At 72.6% G+C, this 21,200-nt stretch carries 21 protein-coding genes; 8 read left to right on the forward strand and 13 right to left on the reverse strand.

The window, feature by feature from the left end; translation table 11 throughout:
- The first annotated feature begins 382 nt into the window (after positions 1–382).
- A complete protein-coding gene (locus AB0N90_RS36085) occupies positions 383–1,921 on the forward strand; it encodes an oligopeptide:H+ symporter (RefSeq protein WP_365203528.1) in 1,539 nt (512 codons plus the stop codon).
- A 71-nt stretch (positions 1,922–1,992) separates the two neighbouring features.
- Here the strand turns inward: AB0N90_RS36085 and AB0N90_RS36090 are convergent, their stop codons facing one another.
- The 7 genes from AB0N90_RS36090 to AB0N90_RS36120 form a co-directional block, all read right to left on the reverse strand.
- Positions 1,993–2,352: a hypothetical protein gene (locus AB0N90_RS36090; RefSeq protein WP_145488987.1), complete on the reverse strand. Its 360-nt coding sequence runs from the start codon at positions 2,350–2,352 to the stop codon at positions 1,993–1,995.
- Positions 2,353–2,540: 188 nt separating this feature from the next.
- Positions 2,541–3,812 carry a hypothetical protein gene (locus AB0N90_RS36095; RefSeq protein WP_365203565.1) on the reverse strand — a complete coding sequence of 424 codons (1,272 nt, stop codon included), beginning with the start codon at positions 3,810–3,812 and terminating at the stop codon, positions 2,541–2,543.
- A gap of 2 nt (positions 3,813–3,814) precedes the next feature.
- Complete coding sequence (locus AB0N90_RS36100) at positions 3,815–4,891, reverse strand: hypothetical protein (RefSeq protein ID WP_365203529.1); 1,077 nt, start codon at positions 4,889–4,891, stop codon at positions 3,815–3,817.
- A complete protein-coding gene (locus AB0N90_RS36105; protein WP_365203532.1) occupies positions 4,888–5,730 on the reverse strand; it encodes a hypothetical protein in 843 nt (280 codons plus the stop codon). Before AB0N90_RS36105 ends, AB0N90_RS36100 begins: the two co-directional genes overlap by 4 nt.
- Positions 5,731–5,791: 61 nt before the next feature.
- Positions 5,792–6,520: an LPXTG cell wall anchor domain-containing protein gene (locus AB0N90_RS36110; RefSeq protein WP_365203535.1), complete on the reverse strand. Its 729-nt coding sequence runs from the start codon at positions 6,518–6,520 to the stop codon at positions 5,792–5,794.
- Positions 6,521–6,838: 318 nt separating this feature from the next.
- On the reverse strand, positions 6,839–7,432 hold the full coding sequence (locus AB0N90_RS36115) for an ATP-binding protein (protein WP_361673802.1): 594 nt from the start codon (positions 7,430–7,432) through the stop codon (positions 6,839–6,841).
- 359 nt (positions 7,433–7,791) lie between these two features.
- Positions 7,792–8,178, reverse strand: coding sequence for an STAS domain-containing protein (locus AB0N90_RS36120; protein ID WP_046419781.1), 387 nt, complete (start codon positions 8,176–8,178; stop codon positions 7,792–7,794).
- Between the two features lie 247 nt (positions 8,179–8,425).
- On the opposite strand from AB0N90_RS36120, the gene AB0N90_RS36125 reads away from it, so the two are divergent.
- Complete coding sequence (locus tag AB0N90_RS36125) at positions 8,426–9,322, forward strand: RNA polymerase sigma factor SigF (protein WP_361673806.1); 897 nt, start codon at positions 8,426–8,428, stop codon at positions 9,320–9,322.
- Positions 9,323–9,428: 106 nt separating this feature from the next.
- Here AB0N90_RS36125 and hutI read toward each other — a convergent pair whose 3' ends face one another.
- From hutI to hutU, 4 genes are all read right to left on the reverse strand, one after another.
- On the reverse strand, positions 9,429–10,604 hold the full coding sequence (hutI, locus tag AB0N90_RS36130; protein WP_361673808.1) for an imidazolonepropionase: 1,176 nt from the start codon (positions 10,602–10,604) through the stop codon (positions 9,429–9,431).
- Positions 10,605–10,654: 50 nt separating this feature from the next.
- A complete protein-coding gene (locus tag AB0N90_RS36135; protein ID WP_365203536.1) occupies positions 10,655–11,989 on the reverse strand; it encodes a formimidoylglutamate deiminase in 1,335 nt (444 codons plus the stop codon).
- Positions 11,986–13,185 (reverse strand): allantoate amidohydrolase, encoded by a 1,200-nt coding sequence (locus AB0N90_RS36140; RefSeq protein WP_365203567.1) that lies wholly within the window; start codon positions 13,183–13,185, stop codon positions 11,986–11,988. Before AB0N90_RS36140 ends, AB0N90_RS36135 begins: the two co-directional genes overlap by 4 nt.
- Before the next feature lie 107 nt (positions 13,186–13,292).
- A complete protein-coding gene (gene hutU / locus AB0N90_RS36145; RefSeq protein ID WP_365203538.1) occupies positions 13,293–14,957 on the reverse strand; it encodes a urocanate hydratase in 1,665 nt (554 codons plus the stop codon).
- Positions 14,958–15,095: 138 nt separating this feature from the next.
- On the opposite strand from hutU, the gene AB0N90_RS36150 reads away from it, so the two are divergent.
- The 5 genes from AB0N90_RS36150 (at position 15,096) to AB0N90_RS36170 (ending at position 18,823) form a co-directional block, all read left to right on the forward strand.
- A complete protein-coding gene (locus tag AB0N90_RS36150; protein WP_365203539.1) occupies positions 15,096–16,472 on the forward strand; it encodes a diaminopimelate decarboxylase in 1,377 nt (458 codons plus the stop codon).
- 180 nt (positions 16,473–16,652) lie between these two features.
- Complete coding sequence (locus AB0N90_RS36155; RefSeq protein ID WP_086808040.1) at positions 16,653–17,036, forward strand: hypothetical protein; 384 nt, start codon at positions 16,653–16,655, stop codon at positions 17,034–17,036.
- Positions 17,033–17,917 carry a transcriptional regulator gene (locus AB0N90_RS36160; RefSeq protein ID WP_365203540.1) on the forward strand — a complete coding sequence of 295 codons (885 nt, stop codon included), beginning with the start codon at positions 17,033–17,035 and terminating at the stop codon, positions 17,915–17,917. Before AB0N90_RS36155 ends, AB0N90_RS36160 begins: the two co-directional genes overlap by 4 nt.
- A 31-nt stretch (positions 17,918–17,948) precedes the next feature.
- The gene (locus AB0N90_RS36165; RefSeq protein ID WP_085565076.1) at positions 17,949–18,437 is read left to right on the forward strand and encodes a roadblock/LC7 domain-containing protein; all 489 of its coding nucleotides are present in this window, start codon (positions 17,949–17,951) and stop codon (positions 18,435–18,437) included.
- Between the two features lie 11 nt (positions 18,438–18,448).
- Positions 18,449–18,823 carry a hypothetical protein gene (locus tag AB0N90_RS36170; protein WP_365203542.1) on the forward strand — a complete coding sequence of 125 codons (375 nt, stop codon included), beginning with the start codon at positions 18,449–18,451 and terminating at the stop codon, positions 18,821–18,823.
- Positions 18,824–18,838: 15 nt separating this feature from the next.
- Here AB0N90_RS36170 and AB0N90_RS36175 read toward each other — a convergent pair whose 3' ends face one another.
- Entirely contained in the window at positions 18,839–19,393 is a 555-nt protein-coding gene (locus tag AB0N90_RS36175; protein WP_365203569.1) for a hypothetical protein, read from the reverse strand.
- Between the two features lie 147 nt (positions 19,394–19,540).
- The gene (locus AB0N90_RS36180; RefSeq protein ID WP_365203543.1) at positions 19,541–20,383 is read right to left on the reverse strand and encodes a MurR/RpiR family transcriptional regulator; all 843 of its coding nucleotides are present in this window, start codon (positions 20,381–20,383) and stop codon (positions 19,541–19,543) included.
- Between the two features lie 373 nt (positions 20,384–20,756).
- Here AB0N90_RS36180 and AB0N90_RS36185 point away from each other — a divergent pair, with 373 nt between their 5' ends.
- The gene (locus AB0N90_RS36185; protein ID WP_365203545.1) at positions 20,757–21,197 is read left to right on the forward strand and encodes a hypothetical protein; all 441 of its coding nucleotides are present in this window, start codon (positions 20,757–20,759) and stop codon (positions 21,195–21,197) included.
- Positions 21,198–21,200: the final 3 nt, after the last annotated feature.

The following is a 21,200-nucleotide window of genomic DNA, read 5'->3' on the forward strand; positions in this document are numbered from 1 at the left end:
CTTCGAAATCCGTTGCGCGGTTCCCCCGACACCTGTGATCCGCGTCTCAAGTCCTTCCATACCGGGCGGTGTCCTGACGTACAGTGACGTGAACGCCTGTAGTACACCCGGGGACCTTTGGCGGACATTGACGCTGAAGGTCCTTCTTGTGTGCGGGCCGGTCGGGTCCGACCGGCCTTGAAAGGAATGACCTCTGGCCGGGCTCCGGACGCATCGTCGCGTCACGGAGCGTGGATCCCGGTGGTCGCCGTCCACCGCTTCGTGATCCGGGGCGGACTCCCCCGGGGCGTTGGGGGCGGACGACCGACCCCGCCGGTGCCGGCCGCTACCCCCACCGGGCGCGCAACGCTCCACCGCGCGTCCCGACCAGCAAGGAACGACCATGGCGTCCAGCCTGACGAAGGACTCGGTCCACCCGGGCACCCCCGGCACCGAGAAGACCTTCTTCGGCCACCCCCGCGGCCTGGCCACTCTGTTCATGACCGAGATGTGGGAGCGGTTCTCCTACTACGGCATGAAGGCCCTGCTCACCGTCTACCTGCTGTCCGGTGGCCCCGACGCCGGCAAGGGCAGCATGGGCGGCGGTCTGGCCATGAACGTGGCCACCACCACGGTGATCGTCTCCGTGTACTCGGCGATGGTCTACCTGCTCGCCATGCCCGGCGGCTGGCTCGGCGACCGGGTCTGGGGTCCCCGCAAGACGGTGGCCATCGCAGCTGTCACGATCATGTCCGGTCACATCGTGCTGGCCCTGCCCTTCGGCCAGGGTCCGTTCTTCGCCGGCCTCGCGCTGGTCGCGGCCGGTTCGGGTCTGCTCAAGGCCAACATCTCCACGATGGTCGGCCACCTGTACAACGGCCCGGACGACCCGCGCCGCGACGGCGGCTTCACGATCTTCTACATGGGCATCAACGCGGGCGCTTTCTTCGCCCCGCTCGCCATCGGCACGGTCGGACAGAAGCTCAACTGGCACCTCGGCTTCGGCATGGCCGCGGTCGGCATGGCGATCGGTCTGGCCGCGTTCCTGATCGGCACGCGCCACCTGAACCCGAAGAGCAACCTCGTCCCGAAGCCGCTGAGCACCGTGGAGCGCACCTCGTGGCTGCGCAAGTGCGCCATCTGGGTGATCATCGCGGCCGTGTTCTACGGCATCGTCGGCGGCACCGGCCACTTCACCCTGAACTGGGCGATGATCCCGCTGACCGTCATCGGTCTGCTGATCCCGGCGGGCGTGCTGCTGCGCATCAAGCGGGACAAGGAGCTCTCGGACAACGAGCAGTCGAAGATGACCGGCTACATCTGGTTCTTCGTCGCCGCCGCCGTGTTCTGGATGATTTACGACCAGGGCGCGTCCACGGTCCAGGCCTTCGGTGAGGGCAAGGCGTCCCACGACCTGCTGGGCTTCGATTTCCCGACCTCCTGGTACCAGTCGTTGAACCCGCTGTTCATCATGGCGCTGGCTCCGGTCTTCGCCTGGGCCTGGGTGTGGCTGAACCGCAAGGGCAAGGAGCCGAGCACCATCGTGAAGTTCTCGATGGGCCTGGTTCTGATCGGTGTCTCGTTCTTCTTCTTCCTGATCCCGCTGGCCATGGCGGCGAACGGCACCGCGGTCAGCCCGATGTGGCTCGTCGGCATCTACTTCATCCAGACCGTCGGCGAGCTGTGCCTCTCCCCGGTCGGTCTGTCGGTGACGACCAAGATGGCCCCGGCCAAGTACGCCAGCCAGATGATGGGTGTCTGGTTCCTCGCGGTCACCGCGGGCGACTCCATCACCGGTCTGCTGTCCAACCCGGCCGTCGCCGGCGTCGACCTCGGCGGTCGAGGCGCCGTCTTCGGAGAGGCGCTGCTCGTGGCCCTCGCCGGACTCGCGGTGTGGATGTACCGCCGCAAGGTCAAGGCGCTGATGGGCGAGGTGCGCTGACGACGCCTCGGCGTACGAGAACGGCGAAGGCCGCCGCACACCATGTGCGGCGGCCTTCGCCGTTTGGTCCGTCAGGACTTGGTCTCCACCGACCAGGACCTGGTGAAGCTGCTGAAGCCGCACATCACGGTCGACTTCTGGCCCGGCTTCACCCACGGCCCCCACAGGTACCACGGGATCTCGTGCGGGGTGCCCCGCCCACGGATCACATCGCACACCAGCTTCACCCGGTGCTTGGACACCTTCTTGCCCGACGCGGACTTCTTGCACGAGGACGTGGCCTTGGGGCGGCCGAGGTCGAGGTGCACCACGGCCGTGCACTTGTACTTGGCCGTGGCCGCCTCCGCGGTACCGGCGGTGGCAAGGCCGGTCCCCGTCGTCATGAGGACGACGGCGAGCATGCCGCCCGCCGCCTTCTTCCCCCAGATCATTCTGTTTCCCTTTTCTCCGCCGGACATCGGGGCGATGGTCAATCGCTCAGCTGCCGTTGCCCGGCGGGCAGTACACGCGCCTGACTTTCCGGCGCGAACCACTGGACGTTATGAGACATTTGATCTTGGTTCAAATCATCCGGTGTGTTCTGAGCAAGATCTGAGGTGTGGTGACCGACGCCGACCGGTCAGCGCGTCCGGCGTCGTGGCATGAAGGTGAAGACCGCGCCGCCCAGCAGGATCGCCGTGCCCGCGACCAGGCCCAGGGCCTTCAGGGTGCCGTGGTCGCCGGCGCCCGTGTCGGCCAGGCCGCCCGAGGTGGCGGTGCTCGTGCCGCCCGTCGAGCCGCCGGAGGTGGACGTTCCTCCCGTAGTGCCGCCCGAAGTGCCGCCCGCCTGGCCGGTGGTGTCCAGGGTGAGGGAGACCTGCGTCCCGGTCGGGGTGCAGGTGGTCGTCGTACCCAGGGCGTTGACCGTCAGGACGCCCGGCGAGAGGGTCGAGGAGCCGGTCGCACCGGGTTTGTAGGTGCCGGTGAGGTCGGGGATCGCGATGGGGTCGCCGGACTTGATGGGGGCCGCGTTGGCGGGGCCCGCCACCTGGACCGTGCCCTTGTCCGCGCCGCCGACGACCACCGCCATGGACGGCTTCACGGAGCCCGCGGGGATGTCGGCGGGACTGTCCATCACCGACTTCTTGAACCGCACCGTGAGGGCGTAGTCCCCGCCGTTCCGCTTCGCGTCGATCCGCACCGGTGAGGTGGCGTTCTTGTCGCCGATCGGGGTCTTGCACGCGTAGGGGATCTGCACCTCCTCGCCGGTGAAGTCGGTCTGCCCGGTGCCTCCCGACGTGGACGCCGTGGGGGTCGGGGTGGCGCTGTGGGTGGGTGTGGGCGTGGGTGTCGGGGGCGGCGTGGGCGTCGACGTGCCGCCCGCCGCCGTGACCTCGATCGTCGCCGACTGCTGGACCGCCTCCTTGGGCGTGCACTTCGTGTCCGTCGACATCGCGTTGACCGTGTACGCGTCCGGCGTCAGCGTCACCTCTCCCGGCGCCGTCAGCTTCACGGTGCCCTTCATGTCGGACAGCACCATCTGGGCGCCCTTGGGGATCGCGGGGTTCTGCCGCGGGCCCCGCATCGCGATGTCGGCGCTCTGCGCGCCGGCCGCCTTCAGCACACCCGAGGGCTGCACCGAGTTCGCGGGCAGGTCGATGATGTCCGGGTTCTTGGACGCGGCCTGGACGAACTTCCACCCGACGTCCACCGTGTCGCCCACCTTCGCCGTCGCGGGCGCGGTGATCTCGACCTTCGTGGTGCCGTCGACGGGGCTGATGCCCGCGGGCGGCACACAGTGCGTGGCGTACGCCACGGTCGCCGCCTGCGCGGGCGTCGCGGCCAGGCCCAGCAGGGCACCCGCACCGCTCAGCACCAGCGCGGCGCCCACCGCCGTACCTCTCCTTCGCATGCTCACATGGGTCCCTTCCTGGTGGGGGTCGTACGACTCGTCGGGCCGTCGTCATGCGGTCTCGTCGGGCTGCCGTCGTGCGGTGCGGAGCGCGGGCCGCCGGGTGCCTCGCCGGGGGCGAACCACGGGAGGGCGGCGGCCGGGGAATCGGGGGGCGGGGGCTTCGAGGGCCGGGTCCGGGCACGTGGGGCGGGGCGCGTGAGGCGGAAGCGGGAAGGGGCGGCCGGGCGGCGGGGGCGCACCCGGTCCACCACGGCCATCCCGGCGCGGAACAACGCGGCCGGTACGACCAGGCAGAGCAGGATCCAGAAGAGGGTCACGCCCCAGGGCCGGCCCACGCCCCAGGGCTGTTCGGCGAGCAGCTTGCCGCCGTACTTCAGGGAGACGGAGTAGTCGCCGTGCGCCCCGGCGGACAGTTCCACCGGCAGCTCGATCTGCGCCTTCTTGCCGGGCGCGAGGGTGCCGTGCCACTGCCGGTCGTCCCACTGGGGGGCGAACACGCCGTGCGCGGTGCCGACTTGGAAGACCGGGTCCTTGACGGGCGTGGTGCCCAGGTTGCCCGCGGTGAAGACCAGGGTGCGGCCTGGCGGGGCGCCGAACCAGGTCAGCAGGGAGCCGGAGCCGGTCAGCCGGGTGTCGGAGAGGATCGAAAGCCGGCCGCCGGAGGGCTCGGCGGGCAGCGGGGCGACGGGGTGTCCGGCGACATCGAGGACGGCGTCCGCCTGCGCCGGGGTGCCGGTGACCGTGGCCACGTGCACCACGCAGGGGCAGGGCACGGGCGGCTCGGCGACCGGCAGCTTCTTGGCGAAGGCGCCCCGGGCGTCGGTGGTGACGGCGCGGCCGTCGGCGTTGGCACAGGAGTTGGTGCCGCCGATGACACCCCGGGACGGGGTCGCCCGGCCGCAGACCAGCAGCATCAGCAGCGTGCGCGGCCGCCAGCCGGAGCCGTGCACGGTGACCGAGCCGCCGGTGCCGGCCTGCGCCGCGGACAGCCGTACGACCGGTCCGTCCGCCGCCGCGACCCCGGCGAGCGGCAGCAGAAGCAGTACGGCGACCGCCAGGACCGCGATCCGCCTCACGACACCGCTCCCGTCGACTCGGCCTCCCGGGACGGGCTTTCACTCTCGCCGGTACGACGTCCACGCCGCCGGACGAGGAACGTGACCGTCGCCGTCGCCGCGAGCCCGGCGAGGGCGCCGAGCGTGCCCCAGGGCACGAAGGTGGCCGCCGTGGTCGCCGTGGCGTGCGCCCCGCCCGCCGTCACCGTCAGCCGTACGTCGACGCGGTCCAGGAACGGGCGGCCGTGCCATGGCTCGCTGAGGGTGCGCCGGGCGCCAGGGGCCAGCCGGACGGGCAGCGGGCGCGGAGCCCGGTCCAGGACGCGTCCGAAGATGCCGTCGGCGCGCACCGCGAGGGTCGGTACGAGCACGGTCGTACCCCGGTTGACCAGCTGGTACGTGATGCCGTCCGGGTGGAAGGCGAGGTGTTCGACGGTCAGCGCGGCGAGCCGGGGCCCGGCGATCCGCAGCCGCACCGGGACACTCGCCGTACGGCCCGTGCCGTCGCGCGCCTCGATCGCGCCGGAGCGGGCGCCGGGGGCGGAGCCGGACGGCACGGTCACGGTGAAGGGCACCTCGGCGCGGGTGCGGGCCGGGACGGTGAGCGTGGCCCTGGCGAGGACGACCGGCAGGCCGGTGCCGCGCAGCCGTACCGTCACCGGGGTGTGGGCCGGGTTGGTCACGGCGACGGTGTCCTGGAGCGCGGTGCCGGGCGCGCCCTCGGCGTAGAAGGTCGGGCGGGGGCCGCCGGCGGGCGCGAGGGACCAGCCGGCCGGGCGCGCGGCGGCGGGTGACGCGGTGCCCAGCAGCGTCAGCGTCATCAGCAGGGGCGGTCCGAGGGCGCGTACGGCGGACGGCATGGGCGGCTCCAGCGCTGGTGACCGGGTTTCGGCGGCGTACGGCGGCTTACGGCGGCGGAGTTCAGCGGCGTACGGCGGGGCCGCGCCGGGTCAGCCAGAGGGCACCCGCCGCGCCGGTGAGGAGGACGGTGCCGCCGAGGGTGCCGAGGGCGATGGCGGAGTCGTCGGGGCCGGTCTGCGGCAGGGTGCCGCCGGGCGCGGAGCCGGAGGAGCCCGAGGTGGAACCGGTAGTACCGGACGAGCCGCCGGTACTTGAGGAGCCGCCGGTCGAACCGCCGCCCGCCGCGGTCACGTCGAGCGTCAGGGAGGGGCCCGGGTTGTTGGTGGGGGTGCAGGTCGTCGTCGTACCGAGCGCCTTGATGGTGAGCGTGCCCGCGGTGAGAGTGACCTTGCCGGACTTCTTGGGCGTGTAGGTGCCGCTCAAGTCGCTGATCTTGATGGGGGTGTTGGCGGGGATCGCGGCGGCGTTGGACGGCCCGCTCACCGGGATCGTGCCGCTGTCCGCGCCGCCCAGCTCGATGGTGGCGCTCGGGCTCATCGCGCCCTTGCCCAGTTCGACGGGGCTGGAGGAGACGCCCTTCTGCCAGGACATCGTGACCTTGTAGCCGGTGCCGCTGCGGACACCCTTGATGTCGATCGGCGAGACGGCGCTCTTGACGCCGATCGGCGTCTCACACTTGTAGTTGACGTCGACCACGTCGGCCTGCGCGACCGGCGCGGCCAGCACCACGGCCGCTCCGGCCAGCGCCGCGGCGGACGCGAACGCGGCGGTTCGTTTCGGGTACGACACGATCGGTCCACCCCAATTCGTTCCCGGCGGTTTCCTGACGGTGCATCAGGTCAGCCGTCAAGGTACGCCCGGGACCCCGAGGAAGGAAGACACGTACCGACGGGGGTTGTGTGGGGGGTCGGGGGTGAAGCGGTGCGGTCGGACGGCTGGGGTTGTGCGCGGGCGCGCGGGGTGACGTGCGGGGTGACGTGCGGGGTGACGTGCGGGGTGACGTGCGGGGTGACGTGCGGGCGGCCCCGGAGTCGGGGCCGCCCGGCGTGTCGTCGCTCGGCATGACGCCGCTCGGTGCGCCGTCGCTCGGCGTGCCGTACGGCGTCGTCAGGCCGGAGCGCCCAGTTCCGCCCACACCGTCTTGCCGGGGCGGCCCTGGGCGCGCACCACGCCCCAGTCCAGGCACAGGCGCTGGACGATGAACATGCCGTGGCCGCCGGGGCGGCCCGCGCGATGGGGGGTGCGGGGGGCCGGCTGGCCGGTGCCGCGGTCGGTGACCTCCAGGCGGATCACCTTGTTGTCGCAGGCGAGGGCGAGCTCATCGGGGCCCTCGGCGTGCAGACAGGCGTTGGTGACGAGCTCGGAGACGACGAGCAGCACGTCCTCCGCGGCGGCCCGCTGGTCCGCGCCCGCGGCGGGCAGCCAGCCCCAGTCGTACAGCGCCTGCCGGGTGAAGTCGCGGGCGAGCGGTACGACACCGCTGGCCCCTTCGAGGCCGAGTCTGCGGACCTGCCGGCCCCGCGGCGCCTCCACCGCGCCCGCGTCCGTCCGGGACGGCGGCGCGGACGAGGCGGCCGCACCCGTCGCGGATGCCATGGCAGCGCCGGCCGGCGCGTCCTCCTCCGAGGACCCGGACACCCCGGAAGCGCCGCTGGGCTCGTGGCCGCGGTCGCCCGGCGGGTAGGGCCGGGTGGTGCTCATCAGCGCTTCACCTCACCGAATCACCAGTTCACGATGGAAAAATCCGGTACTCCCCGGCACCGGTCGGTCCGTTCGTCGTCGGCGCCACCGCCCCGCCGTACGTCCCGTCATCCGCACATCAGCCCCCGTCCGCCCGTCGCGTGACGCCTCGCACTCCTGTTCGCGGCCGTCCCGTCCGGGCAGGTTCCTGCCCGTTCGAGCCTGTCGCACACCCACGGGTACGTCACACCCGGAGCGCGGCGACGCCGCCTTGGCGGTGGATGGTCGTCAGCATCTCTCCTGCCCGACCCGGGCGCCGGAACACCCCCGTCTTCCGCGGGGCACACAGGTGCCGCACCCGGCCGCGCACGATCGCGGGCTCAGTCGGTGCCGTCACCCTCCCCGGCCAGGGCGTCCGCAACGGAGTCATGGACGGTGAAGACCGCCTCGGCCCCAGTGATCTCGAACACGCGAGCGACTACGGGCTGCATTCCCGCCAGATGGACACCGCCACCGGCGGCCTCCGCCTTCAAACGGGCTCCGAGCAGGACGTTCAGCCCCGTGGAGTCGCAGAACTCCAGGCGCGAGCAGTCCACCACGAGCCGCGAGAATCCCTTGCCCAGGAGGTCGTCGAGGGGTTCGCGCAGCAGATCGGCGGTGTGGTGGTCAAGCTCACCCGCCGGTGTGACAACCGCGCTGGCGCCCTCTTCACGCACCTCCACCAGAAGCCGGCCCGACTGTGCGCTGCCGACCATCCCGTGGTCCATGCCGTCTCTCTCCCGAGGTCGTGGCTTGCTGATGCCCTCGAACATTACGCCTTCCTGGCGCAGTCCGGCACCCGAACAACCTCACATAATCGGACATACCCCAACAGAACGCACTTGCGATCGCTCAGGCAAAGCCGATAGGGCTAGTAAGGACACGTACTTCTACACGCCGGCTTTGGAGGCGCCGCACTCCGTAGTGCACCTGATGGCTTCGGCAGCCGTATGCCGAGAACGATGGAGGACACCCATGTCACCCCGGCTCGACGCCTCGCCTACCCCGACCGCGACGTCGACACCCCCACCGGTACAACTGGATCATCCCATCGATCTCCATGACCCCTTCGAGGGACTTCCGGAGATCCCCCCGTACGACGAGGTCGGCCCCGTTGACGCGCGGGCCCTGTCCAAGACCCTCTTCGAGCGCCTCGAAGCGCTGGAGGAAGGGACGCACGAGTACGCGTACGTCCGCAACACCCTCGTCGAGCTGAACCTCGCGCTCGTCAAGTTCGCCGCCTCCCGCTTCCGCTCCCGCAGTGAGCCGATGGAGGACATCATCCAGGTCGGCACCATCGGCCTGATCAAGGCGATCGACCGCTTCGAGCTCTCGCGCGGTGTCGAGTTCCCCACTTTCGCGATGCCGACCATCATCGGCGAGATCAAGCGTTTCTTCCGCGACACCTCGTGGTCCGTGCGCGTACCGCGCCGGCTCCAGGAGCTGCGTCTGGACCTGGCGAAGGCCGGGGACGAGCTGGCCCAGCAGCTGGACCGCGCGCCGACCGTGGCGGAGCTGGCCGAGCGCCTGGGCCTCTCGAACGACGAGGTCGTCGAGGGCATGGCCGCCTCGAACGCGTACACCGCCTCGTCGCTGGACGCCCAGCCCGAGGAGGACGAGACCGAGGGCGCGCTCGCGGACCGCATCGGGTACGAGGACCACGGGATCGAGGGCATCGAGTACATCGAGTCGCTCAAGCCCCTGATCGCCGGGCTGCCCCAGCGCGACCGGAAGATCCTCTCGCTGCGGTTCGTGGCCAACATGACCCAGTCGGAGATCGGCGAGGAACTGGGCATCTCCCAGATGCACGTGTCCCGCCTCCTGTCCCGCACGCTGGTACGGCTGCGCAAGGGACTGACGGTGGAGGAGTGACGTCCGGGGCACCCGTCCTCTCTCCGGATCGGATACGCCGAAGCGGCCCGGACTCCCCGTCCGGGCCGCTTCGGCGTATCCGGGCCGTATCCGGGCTGTCCGGGCCTCAGGCCACTCGTACGCCGCTCCGCCACACCTCGCTGACCAGGGGAACCCCCGGGCGGTAGGCGAGGTGGACGTGGCTGGGGGCGTCGAGGAGGGTCAGGTCGGCGCGGGCGCCGGGGGCGAGGCGGCCGATGTCGGTGCGGCGCAGGGCCGCGGCGCCGCCCGCCGTGGCGGACCAGACCGCCTCGTCGGGGGTCATGCCCATGTCGCGGACGGCCAGGGCGATGCAGAAGGGCACGGACGAGGTGAACGACGAGCCCGGGTTGCAGTCCGTGGACAGGGCGACGGTGACCCCCGCGTCCAGCAGCCGCCGGGCGTCGGGCCACTGGGCGCGGGTGGAGAACTCGGCGCCGGGCAGCAGCGTGGCGACCGTGTCGCCGCTCGCCAGGGCGTCGACGTCCGCGTCCGTGAGGTGGGTGCAGTGGTCGGCGCTGGCCGCGTCCAGCTCCACGGCCAGCTGGACGCCGGGGCCGTAGGAGAGCTGGTTGGCGTGGATGCGCGGGTGCAGGCCCTTCGCCTTGCCCGCGGTGAGGATCGCACGGGCCTGGTCGCCGTCGAAGGCGCCCTTCTCGCAGAACACGTCGATCCAGCGGGCGTGCGGCGCGCAGGCGTCCAGCATCTCGCCGGTGACCAGGGCGACATAGGCCGCCGGGTCGTCGGCGTAGTCCGGGGAGACGATGTGCGCGCCGAGGTACGTCACCTCGTCGGTGTGCTCGGCCGCGATGCGCAGGGCGCGGGCCTCGTCCTCGACGGTCAGGCCGTAGCCCGACTTGGTCTCGAAGGTGGTGGTGCCCTGGCGCAGCGCCTCGGCCAGGTAGTGGGTCAGGTTGGCCGCCAGTTCCGCGTCGCTGGCGGCGCGGGTGGCGGCGACGGTGGTGCGGATGCCGCCCGCCGAGTAGGCGCGGCCGGACATCCGGGCGTTGAACTCCTGGGTGCGGTCGCCCGCGAAGACCAGGTGGGAGTGGGAGTCCACGAACCCCGGCAGCACCGCCCGGCCGCCCGCGTCGACCCGGTTGTCAGTGGCGGGTGCTTTGCTTGATTCACCGGTCCACGTGACGCGGTCGCCCTCGATGACGACGGCCGCGTCCTGGATCAGACCGAGCGGGGAGTTGTCACCGAGGGAGGGATCGTTGGTGACCAGTGCGGCGATGTTGGTGATGACGGTGCTGCTGCTCATGGTGTCGTCCTCGTGGGGGGCGATGGGGGGCGGCGCGGGGGCCGGTGCGCTCAGCGCAGGGCTTCGACAGCTGCGGCCAGCGCGTGGGGCACATCCGGTACGAGCGTGTGCGCGCCGTCGCGTACGACCTGCCGCCCGCCCACGACCGTATGCCGTACATCGGCCGCGCCCGCCGCGAATACGGCCGTCTCGGCGCCCAGCCGGGGCTCGGGGCCCGCGGTCCTGACCGAGTCCAGGGCGATCGTCGTCAGATCGGCGAGCGCGCCCGGCTCGATGCGGCCCGCCTCGTCCCAGCCGAGGGCGGCGTGCCCGTCGGCGGTGGCGGCCCGCAGCAGCGCGGCGGCCGTCCAGTGGCCCCGGGTGCGGGTGCGCAGCCGCTCGTTCAGCTCCATGGCCCGCGCCTCTTCGAGCAGGTCGATGACGGCGTGGCTGTCGGAGCCGAGGGAGAGCGGGGAGCCCGCCCGCTGGAGGGCGACGGCGGGTCCGATGCCGTCGGCGAGGTCCCGTTCGGTGGTCGGGCACATGCAGGTGCCGGTGCGCGAGCCGCCGAGCAGGGCGATGTCCTCGTCGGTGAGGTGGGTGCTGTGCACCCCGGTGGTGCGCGGCCCGAGGACGCCGTGGTCGGCGAGCAGCCGGGTGGGGGTGCGGCCGTGCGCGGCGAGGCAGGCGTCGTTCTCGGCGGTCTGCTCCGAGAGGTGGACGTGCAGCGGGGCCCGCCGCTCCTCGGCGAAGCGGGCCACGGTCGCCAACTGGTCGGCGGGCACGGCCCGTACGGAGTGGATCGCCGCCCCGATCCGTGCGTGATCCCGTTCCTTGAGAACTGCACAGCGTTCGGCCCAGGCCTCCGCGCTGCCGTCGGAGAAGCGGAGCTGGTGGGCGTTGGGCGCCTGGTCGAAACCGGCCGCGAGATAGCAGGTGTCCAGGAGGGTGATCCGGATGCCGGCCTCGGCGGCGGCCGCGATCAGCGCCTCCCCCATGGCGTTGGGGTCGGTGTAGGGAGTGCCGCCGTGGGCGTGGTGCACATAGTGGAACTCGCCGACGCAGGTGATGCCGGCCAGCGCCATCTCGGCGTACACCGCGCGGGCGAGCGCGTGGTAGGTGTCCGGGGTCAGCCGGTCGGCGACGGAGTACATCACCTCGCGCCAGGTCCAGAAGGTGCCGCTGCCGACCTGGACGGTACCGCGAAGTGCGCGGTGGAAGGCGTGCGAGTGGGCGTTCGCCAGTCCGGGCAGGGTAAGGCCGCGCAGCGCCTCGGCGCCGGGCGGCGGGGCGGGCACCTCGGTGCGCACGGCACCGATCCGCCCGCCGTCGGTCTCGACCAGCACCCCCGGCTCGACACGGTCGCCGAGCCAGGCGTGCTCCAGCCAGTACGTCGCCCTGGTCAACAGGCCAGCCCTTCCAGTACGTCGGCGAGTGCGTCCACCCCGGCCACGCAGTCGTCCTCGGCGGCGGACTCGGCCGGGGAGTGCGAGACGCCGGTGGGGTTGCGCACGAACAGCATGGCGGTGGGGATGCTCCCCGAGAGGATCCCGGCGTCGTGTCCGGCGCCGGTGCCGAGGACGGGCACCGTGAGTCCGGTGTCCCGGCCCAGGATGCGGCCGAGTTCGTCGCGCAGCGCGTGGTCGAACTCCACGACGGGCGTGAAGGACTCCCGTACGACGTCCAGGTCCACGCCGTGCGCGTCCGCGTACTCCCGGGCCGCCTTCTCGATGCCGCCGACCACCGTGTCCAGGGTCTCCTGGTCGGCGGCGCGGGAGTCGAGCCAGCCGCGCACCCGCGAGGGGATCGCGTTGACGCCGTTGGGGTCCACCGCGATCTTCCCGAAGGTGGCGACGGCACCGGCGAGTTCGGCCTCGCGGCGGGCGGCGAGCACGGTCTCGGCGTAGGAGAGCATCGGGTCGTGGCGGTCGGCAAGCCGGGTGGTGCCGGCGTGGTTGGCCTCGCCCCGGAAGTCGAACCGCCAGCGGCCGTGCGGCCAGATGGCGCTGGCGATGCCCACCGGGTCGCCGGACAGGTCCAGCGCGCGGCCCTGTTCGACGTGCAGCTCGACGAAGGCGCCGATCCGGGCCAGCCGCTCGGGGTCGGGCCCGATGGCCTCCGGGTCGTATCCGGCGGCCGCCATGGCGCGGGGCAGGCTGACGCCGTCCCCGTCGGTGAGCCGGTGCGCGTCCGCGACGGTCAGCGCGCCCGAGGTCAGCCGGGACCCGACACAGGCGAGGCCGAACCGGGCGCCCTCCTCGTCACCGAAGTTGACGATGGCGAGGGGCTTGGTGAACCGGGCCCCCCTGCGCAGCAGTTCGTCGAGCGCGGCGAAGGAGGACACGACCCCGAGGGGCCCGTCGAAGGCCCCTCCGTGCGGCACGGAGTCCAGGTGCGAGCCGGTGACCACGGCGTCCCCGGCGGCGGGGTCGCCGAGCCAGGCCCACTGGTTGCCGTTGCGGTCGACCTCGTAGGCGAGCCCGCGGCCCTCGGCCTGCTCCTTGAACCAGGCCCGGCACTCGGCGTCGGGCCCGGTCCAGGCATAGCGCCGGTATCCACCGGAGTCCGCGTCCCGGCCGATCGGCAGCAACTGCCGCCACATCTCATGGAAGGAGGCTCCGCTCCTGGCGGTCTGGGCGGCCGGGTCCGTGGTCGGCGACGAGCCCTCCGCCCGCACCGAAGGGCTGCCGCCCTCGCCGAAACCGAGTGTCACGCCTCGTCACCCTCACGCATCGGCACCCGGACCCCTCGCTCCGCGGCGACGGACTCGGCGATGTCGTAGCCCGCGTCCACGTGCCGGATGACGCCCATGCCCGGGTCGTTGGTGAGCACGCGGCGGATCTTCTCGCCGCCGAGCTTGGTGCCGTCGGCGACGGTGACCTGTCCGGCGTGGATGGAGCGGCCCATGCCCACGCCGCCGCCGTGGTGGATGGAGACCCAGGACGCGCCGGAGGCCACGTTGACCATGGCGTTCAGCAGCGGCCAGTCGGCGATCGCGTCGGAGCCGTCGAGCATGGCCTCGGTCTCGCGGTACGGCGAGGCGACGGAGCCGCAGTCGAGGTGGTCGCGGCCGATGGCGAGCGGCGCGGCCAGCTCACCGGAGGCCACCATGTCGTTGAAGCGCTCGCCCGCCTTGTCGCGCTCGCCGTAGCCGAGCCAGCAGATCCGCGCGGGCAGGCCCTGGAAGTGCACCCGCTCGCCGGCCATCTTGATCCAGCGCGCGAGGGACTCGTTCTCGGGGAAGAGGTCGAGGAGCGCCCTGTCGGTCTTGGCGATGTCCGCCGGGTCGCCGGACAGCGCGGCCCAGCGGAAGGGGCCCTTGCCCTCGCAGAACAGCGGCCGGATGTAGGCGGGCACGAAGCCGGGGAAGGCGAACGCGCGGTCGTACCCGGCGATCTGGGCCTCGCCGCGGATGGAGTTGCCGTAGTCGAAGACCTCGGCGCCGGCGTCCATGAAGCCGACCATGGCCTCGACATGCGTGGCCATGGACTCGCGGGCCCGCGTGGTGAACCCGGCCGGGTCCTTCGCGGCGGCGTCGGCCATGTCCTCGAAGGCGACGCCGACCGGCAGATAGGCCAGCGGGTCGTGGGCGGAGGTCTGGTCGGTGACGATGTCGATGGGGGCGTTCATCGCGAGCAGCTGCGGGACCAGCTCGGCCGCGTTGCCGAGGACGCCGATGGACAGCGGGCGGCGGGCGTCGCGGGCCTCGGTCGCGAGCTGGAGCGCGTGGTCGAGGTTGTCGGCCTTGACGTCCAGGTAGCGGTGCTCGATGCGGCGGTCGATGGCGCGCGGGTCGCAGTCGATGCAGATGGCGACGCCGTCGTTCATGGTGACGGCGAGCGGCTGGGCGCCGCCCATGCCGCCGAGGCCCGCGGTGAGGGTGATGGTCCCGGCGAGGGTGCCGTTGAACTTCTTCGCGGCGACGGCGGCGAAGGTCTCGTAGGTGCCCTGGAGGATGCCCTGGGTGCCGATGTAGATCCAGGACCCGGCGGTCATCTGGCCGTACATGGTCAGGCCGAGGGCCTCCAGGCGGCGGAACTCCTCCCAGTTGGCCCAGTCGCCGACCAGGTTGGAGTTGGCGATGAGGACGCGCGGCGCCCACTCGTGGGTCTGCATCACGCCGACCGGGCGGCCGGACTGGACCAGCATGGTCTCGTCCTGCTTGAGGGTGCGCAGGGTGCGCACCATCGCGTCGAAGGAGCGCCAGTCACGGGCGGCCTTGCCGGTGCCGCCGTAGACGACGAGCTTGTCGGGGTGCTCGGCCACCTCGGGGTCGAGGTTGTTCTGGAGCATGCGCAGGGCGGCCTCCTGCTGCCAGCCCAGGGCGCTGAGTTCCGTGCCGCGCGGTGCTCGTACGGGGCGGGGTCCCGACATCGTCTGCCTCCTGCTGTTGCTGCGTCTATTCACATCCTGGCTGCATGAATAGAACTAGTCAATACATCGGGGCGGCCCCGTCCGCGCGTCCTGGGTGTTTGGCTGGAAGCAGCTGACGTCCGACAGGAGGGAATCGCGGTGGACCACGAGGTCGAGGCCGAGGCGCGGGAGCGGTCCTGGCGCCGGGACGAGGCGGTGCGCGCGGCCGTGGAACAGGGTCTGCTGGGCCCGGACGCGGCGGCGGTGGTGGGGCTGCTCGACGCGAGGGGCATCCGGGAGTCGGCGGCGGCGCTGCGCACCGCGTTCGAGGCGGTCCTCGCGCCCGGCACCCCGGTGCTGCACGCGTTCGCGGTGAAGGCGTCCCCGCTGGTGCCGGTGCTGCGGCTGCTGCACGAGGAGGGCATCGGCGCCGAGGTGGCGAGTCCGGGCGAGCTGGCGCTGGCGCGCGCGGCCGACGTACCGGCGGCGCACACCGTGCTGGACTCGCCCGCCAAGACCCCGGCGGAGCTGCGCGAGGCGCTGGCGCTGGGCATCGCCGTGAACGCCGACAATCCGCAGGAGCTGGACCGCCTGGACGCCCTGGTCCGGTCCGCGCCGACGGACTCCCCGCTCGGCATCCGGGTCAATCCGCAGATCGGCGGCGGCAGCATCGGGGCGACCTCGACGGCGACCGAGACCTCGAAGTTCGGGGTGGCGCTGCGCGACGAGGGGGCGCGCGAGTGGGTCGTAGCGGCGTACGCGGAGCGGCCGTGGCTGACCCGGCTGCACGCGCACACCGGCTCGCAGGGCATTCCGCTGGAGCTGCTGGCGCGGGGCGTGGCGGAGACGTACGCGCTGGCGGAGGAGATCAACGCGCGGGTCGGGCGGCGGCAGATCGACACGCTCGACATCGGCGGCGGCCTGCCGGTGAACTTCGCGGGCGAGGCGACGGCGCCGACGTACGCGCGCTACGCGCGGCTGCTGGCCGAGCAGGTGCCGGGGCTGTGCGCGGGGCGGTACGGACTGGTGACCGAGTTCGGACGGTCGCTGCTGGCCAAGCACGGCACGGTGGTGGCGCGGGTGGAGTACGCCAAGCGCTCGGGCGGGCGGCGGATCGCGGTGACGCACGCGGGCGTGCAGGTGGCGACGCGGACGGTGTACGCGCCGGGGGCGTGGCCGCTGCGGATCGCCGCGTACGACGCGAAGGGGCGGCCGAAGCCGGGGCCCGAGGTGGTGCAGGACGTGGCGGGCCCGGCCTGCTTCTCGGGCGACCTGCTGGCCGAGGGGCGCGCGCTGCCCCCGCTGGAGCAGGGGGACTACGCGGCGGCGCTGGACACCGGCGCGTACTACTTCGCGCACCACTACGCCTACAACTCCCTGGCCCGGCCCGGGATCTACGGCTTCGCGCCGGACGGTGCGGGAGGTGTGGCCTTCGCCACCGTGCGGGAGCCGCAGACGATCGCGGAGGTGGTGGCGGAGTCCGGGGGCGCGCACGCTTCGGCGCTCACCACCCTGCGTGCGCCCGGGAGCCGTTGACGCGCCCCCGCTTCAGTCGAACAAATGGATCAACTCCAGTGACACACACGCCAGTTGGCCAACTCTAGTACGACGGACGCATGTTCCACTGGAAAATGCCAAACGGCTCACCCCTCCCCCACACGTTGCGTAGTGTCGGGGTCACTCATCCGGAGTCCCAGGCGGGAGGGGAGCCACGCGGTGCCCGGAATCGACGAGTGCCTGCTGGAAGCGATGCGATTGCCCGGTGCCCGGGGTGCCGCGCTGGTGGACTGGACGAGCGGCCTCGCGCTCGGCACGGTCGGGGAGGCGCCCGGCGGCGACCATGAGACGGCCGCCGCCGAGGCCGCCGAACTGGCCCGACTGGCCGCGGAGCACGGCACGTTCACGGCGCGGCGGGCGGACCGGCCACCGGTGGAGGACGTGATCGTCAGCAACGCGGACAGCTACCACCTGCTGCGCTTCATCGACACCTCCTTCGACAGCAGCGTGTTCCTGCATCTGTGGCTGGGGCGCGAGGAGGGCAATCTCGCGCTCGCCCGGATCCGGCTCGGCGAGATGGCCGCGCGCCTGGTGCTGGGATGACCATGGTCCGTACGCCGCCGCCGCTGCCGGTGCGGGACAAGGCCGCCGCCCGCGCGCTGTCCCCGATGCTGAACCGGCTGGCCGAGGAACGGGCCACCGGTGTCCTGGTCCGCGAGCACGGCACCCTGCACCTCGCCGAGGGCCGGGTGGTGCACGCCGAGAGCCCCCTCGCCCCGGGTCTCGACGTGCTCCTCACGGCCCACGGCACCCTGGCGACCACCGCCTGGCAGCGGGCCGCCGCCGCGGCCGAGGGCCCGTTACGGGCGGCCGAACTCCTGCTGGAGTCCGGCCTGTTACCCGCCGGCGCGCTGGAACTGTGCCATCTGGACGCGCTGTACGACGCCGGGTACTTCGCACTGGCACCGAGCAGTACCCCGGGCCGGTTCCACTACGACGGCGTACCCCGCACCGGTCCGCTGCCCTCGGTCCCGGTGGTCGCGCTGGAGCGCGAGACCCTGCGCCGCCGACTGCAACTGCACCGGCTGTGGCCCGACCCGGCCGCGGACACCGCGCCCCTGATCCGCGCGGACCCCCTCCTTCACCGGGGCACCGGGCCCGCGTCGTCCAAAACGGCGGGACCCGCCCGCCGCACCCCCGTCGCCCCCCGCCAACGCGCCGTCCTGGACCGCGTGGACGGCACCCGTACGGCCGCCGACATCGCCCGGGAGCTGGGCAGGCAGGCGTTCCACACGCTGGTCGACGTGCGCAGGCTGGCGGCGGCCGGACAGCTCAGACCCCTGGCGCCGGTCGTGCCCGGCCCCGTGGCGCCGCCCCCGACCGCACCGGAGCAGGCCCGGAACCTTCCCCCGCCGCTGCCCCCGGTCACCGACCCCGACATCGCGCTGCTGAAGAGGCTCAGGGATGCGCTGGAGGCCCTTTGAACGGCCACGCCCCGCCGAGAGGAGAGAGCTGATGGTGTCCGAGGACGACCTTCGGACCGTCCTGGAGGAGCTGCACCGGCTGCGCACCCGGGTGCCGCAGCTCACCGGCGCGCTCGCGGCCGGCGTCGACGGACTCGTCGTCGCCCATGACACGCCCGGCGTCGACCCCGAGGGGCTCGCGGCGCTCACCGCGGCCGCGCTCGGCGTCTCCGTACGGGTCGCCGACGCCACCGGCAACGGCGGCCTGCGGGAACTGCTGGTGCGCGGCGAGCGCGGCTACGTCGCCACCTACGCCGCCGGACGCAGCGCCGTACTGACCCTGCTCGCGCAGGACCGGGTCAACGTCGGCCGGCTGCATCTGGAGGGCCGCCGCTCCGGCGCCCGGATCGGCGAGGTCCTGGACGCCGCCGAGGCCGCGGCCGCCCGGAACGCGCCCGCACGCCCGACCACCGCGCCGCCGCGCGCCCGCGCCACGCGGACCCCGCGCACGACCACCGCACGCACCACAACCGACAGTTGAGAGGACCCGACATGGCCAACACCGAGACCGCCCTCAAAGAGGCGCTGACCTCGATCGAGGGCGCCACCGGCGTCGCGCTCGTCGACTACACCAGCGGGATGGCGCTGGGCACGATGGGCGGCAGCAAGACCTTCGACCTGAACGTGGCCGCCGCCGGCAACACCGATGTGATCCGCGCCAAGATGCGCACGATGGAGATGCTGGGCATCAAGAGCGAGATCGAGGACGTCCTCATCACGCTCACCGACCAGTACCACCTGATCCGCCTGCTCAAGGGGCGCGGCGGCAACGGCCTGTTCCTCTACCTGGTCCTGGACGCCACCCGGGCCAACCTCGCCATGGCCCGCCACCAGCTCAAGCGGATCGAGGAGGACCTGGAGGTCTAGGACCTCTCTTTCGGATCAGACGAGGGTCGCGGTACGGCGGCGCGTTCCGCCCGGGGCCGCGTCGCCGGCCGCGATGCCCGTACCGCGCAGGCCCTTGACCGCCTTGCCCACCGGGCGGCCGCCGCGTCCGTCGAGCCAGTCGACCCGCACCCAGAGCAGGCTGTCCAGGGCCCGTTCGCGCCGCCCGAGCCAGCCGGCCTTCAGCCGCAGCCCGGTGCCGCACCCGGCCAGCAGCAGCCCGCCGGCCACCGGCACCGCGAAGGCGGACCCGAGCGCGAGCGCCCAGGCCCCCACCAGCCACCAGCGGTGTCCGCGGCGCCAGTTGCGCACGGTCACCGCGCGGTCCTGGAGCACGTCGTACTTGCCCGCGCGGCTCGCGCCCCGGGCGAGGGCGTCGTAGCGGCGCCGCCGGGTCAGCGCCACCACCGCGGCGGCGACGACGAACAGCGCGGCCCCGGCGAACACTCCGATCCGGCGTCCCGTCCAGCCCTCGGGCACGGCGCCGACGCCCGCGGCGACCACCCCGAACCACCACAGCGGGGCGGCTCCCGCCCGTACGACGACGGCCAACCGGGCCAGTCCCCGGCCGCCGCGCTCTCTGCCTTCGCCACGCTCTCCGCGCGCCACGTCACCCTCCCGTGTCACGAGTCCCGCACTGTCTCTGTCCGGCGGGGACGTTAGCGGGCGAACCTGAGACAAACCTGAGAGCACCGGGACTCACTCCACGAAGAGCCCCCGGGCGGCGGCCTTGGCGTCGAACTCCTCCAGGCGGGCCTGCGCGTCCGGCAGATCGTCGCAGACCGCCTCCAGCAGCACCCGGCCCAGCAGCATCGGCGCGCACGCGGTGTCGAAGGCGAGGCCGGTGCCGACGGCGGCGGGCAGCAGCAGGTCGGAGTGCTTGGCGACGGGCGCGAACGCGGAGTCGGCGACGGTGACGACGGTCAGGCCGACGTCCTGGGCGTGGGCGAGGGTGTCGACCACCTCGCGCGGATGGCGGGGCAGCGCGAAGCAGAGCAGGGCGCTGGCGCCCGCGCGGACGGCCGCGTCGATGCGGTCCTGGATCATCGTGCCGCCCTCGTCGAGCAGCCGGACGTCCGGGTGGACCTTGGCGGCGAAGTACGCGAAGCCGTACGCCTGGGAGGCGGCGGCGCGCAGACCGAGCACCGGCAGCGGGCGGGAGGCGGCGAGGATCCGCCCGGCCTGCTGCACCAGGCGCGGGTCGGCGAGCAGTTCCGCGAGGTGGCGCAGGTTCTCGATCTCGGCCTCGACGGCGAGCTGGTACTCGTTGTGCACACCGTTCTCGGGGGCCGGTTCGGCGGGCACCACCTCGCGCAGGTGCCGGCGCAGCGCGGGGTAGCCGTCGAAGCCGAGGGCGACCGCGAACCGGGTCACCGACGGCTGGCTGACCCCGGCCAGTTCGGCCAGCTCCACGCTGGACAGGAAGGGCACGTCGGCGGCGCGCCGCACCATGCTGTGCGCGATACGGCGCTGGGTCGGCGTGAGCCGGTGGCCCTCGAAGAGCGCCTGCAACCGGTTGGCCGGGCTGTCGGTCACGCTCATCACGTACTCCCCCTCGGATGTCCTCGACGCCCCGGGAGAGTACAGCGCCGGGGCCGCGCCGAACACGGACCGATATTCAGACAAGGTTTCGCTGTATACCGTTATACAGCGTGGACCCGGCCCGCCGCGCCCCTGCGCCGCCTGCTCGTACTCACCCGTGGGGCAGCGCAGCGCATCGGCCTGCCGGCCGTCAGACCTGTTGCACGCGAGAAACAGGCCGGGTCCGCCCACGGATGAGGACAGATACTCAGCCAATCAGTACTCGTACTCAGGCACCCCCGGGGTCCGAATCCATAGGCTGGCCCACCGCGGCAGCGCAACGCATCGCGGCACACACCGCGTCGCCGCCGCAAAGAGGGGAAGGGCCACACCGATGGCGTGGGACGAGTGGGAGCAGCTCAAGACAGATGCGGCCCAACGGATGCAGATCGACCATCTGGCTGATCCGGGAGGCGGGGGATCGACCGGCACCCCCGGCGGATCGACTCCCGATCTGAAAGCGTCGAAAGGTCCGTGGACCAAGGCTTCCAGTGTGGCTCAGGACCTGCGAACGGTCACGAACGCGGGGCTGACGGAGCTCAAGACGGCCCATGAGGGCGTCAAGGGCGGGACCGACGGCTTCACGAGCACTGCCGCGCTGAACGAGATCCTTCCCACCTGGGAGAAGCGGCTCACCTCGGTGCGCAACGAGTGTGACCGGCTGCACGGCGCGCTCGCCATGACCGGCCGGGACTTCGGCGAGATCGATCCCGCCGTAGCCGCCCGGGTCAACGGCGTGCACGTGGGCGGCAACAAGCCCGATTGGGCGCGGTGAGCC

Source organism: Streptomyces sp. NPDC093018 (assembly GCF_040684035.1).
GTDB lineage: Bacteria > Actinomycetota > Actinomycetes > Streptomycetales > Streptomycetaceae > Streptomyces > Streptomyces murinus.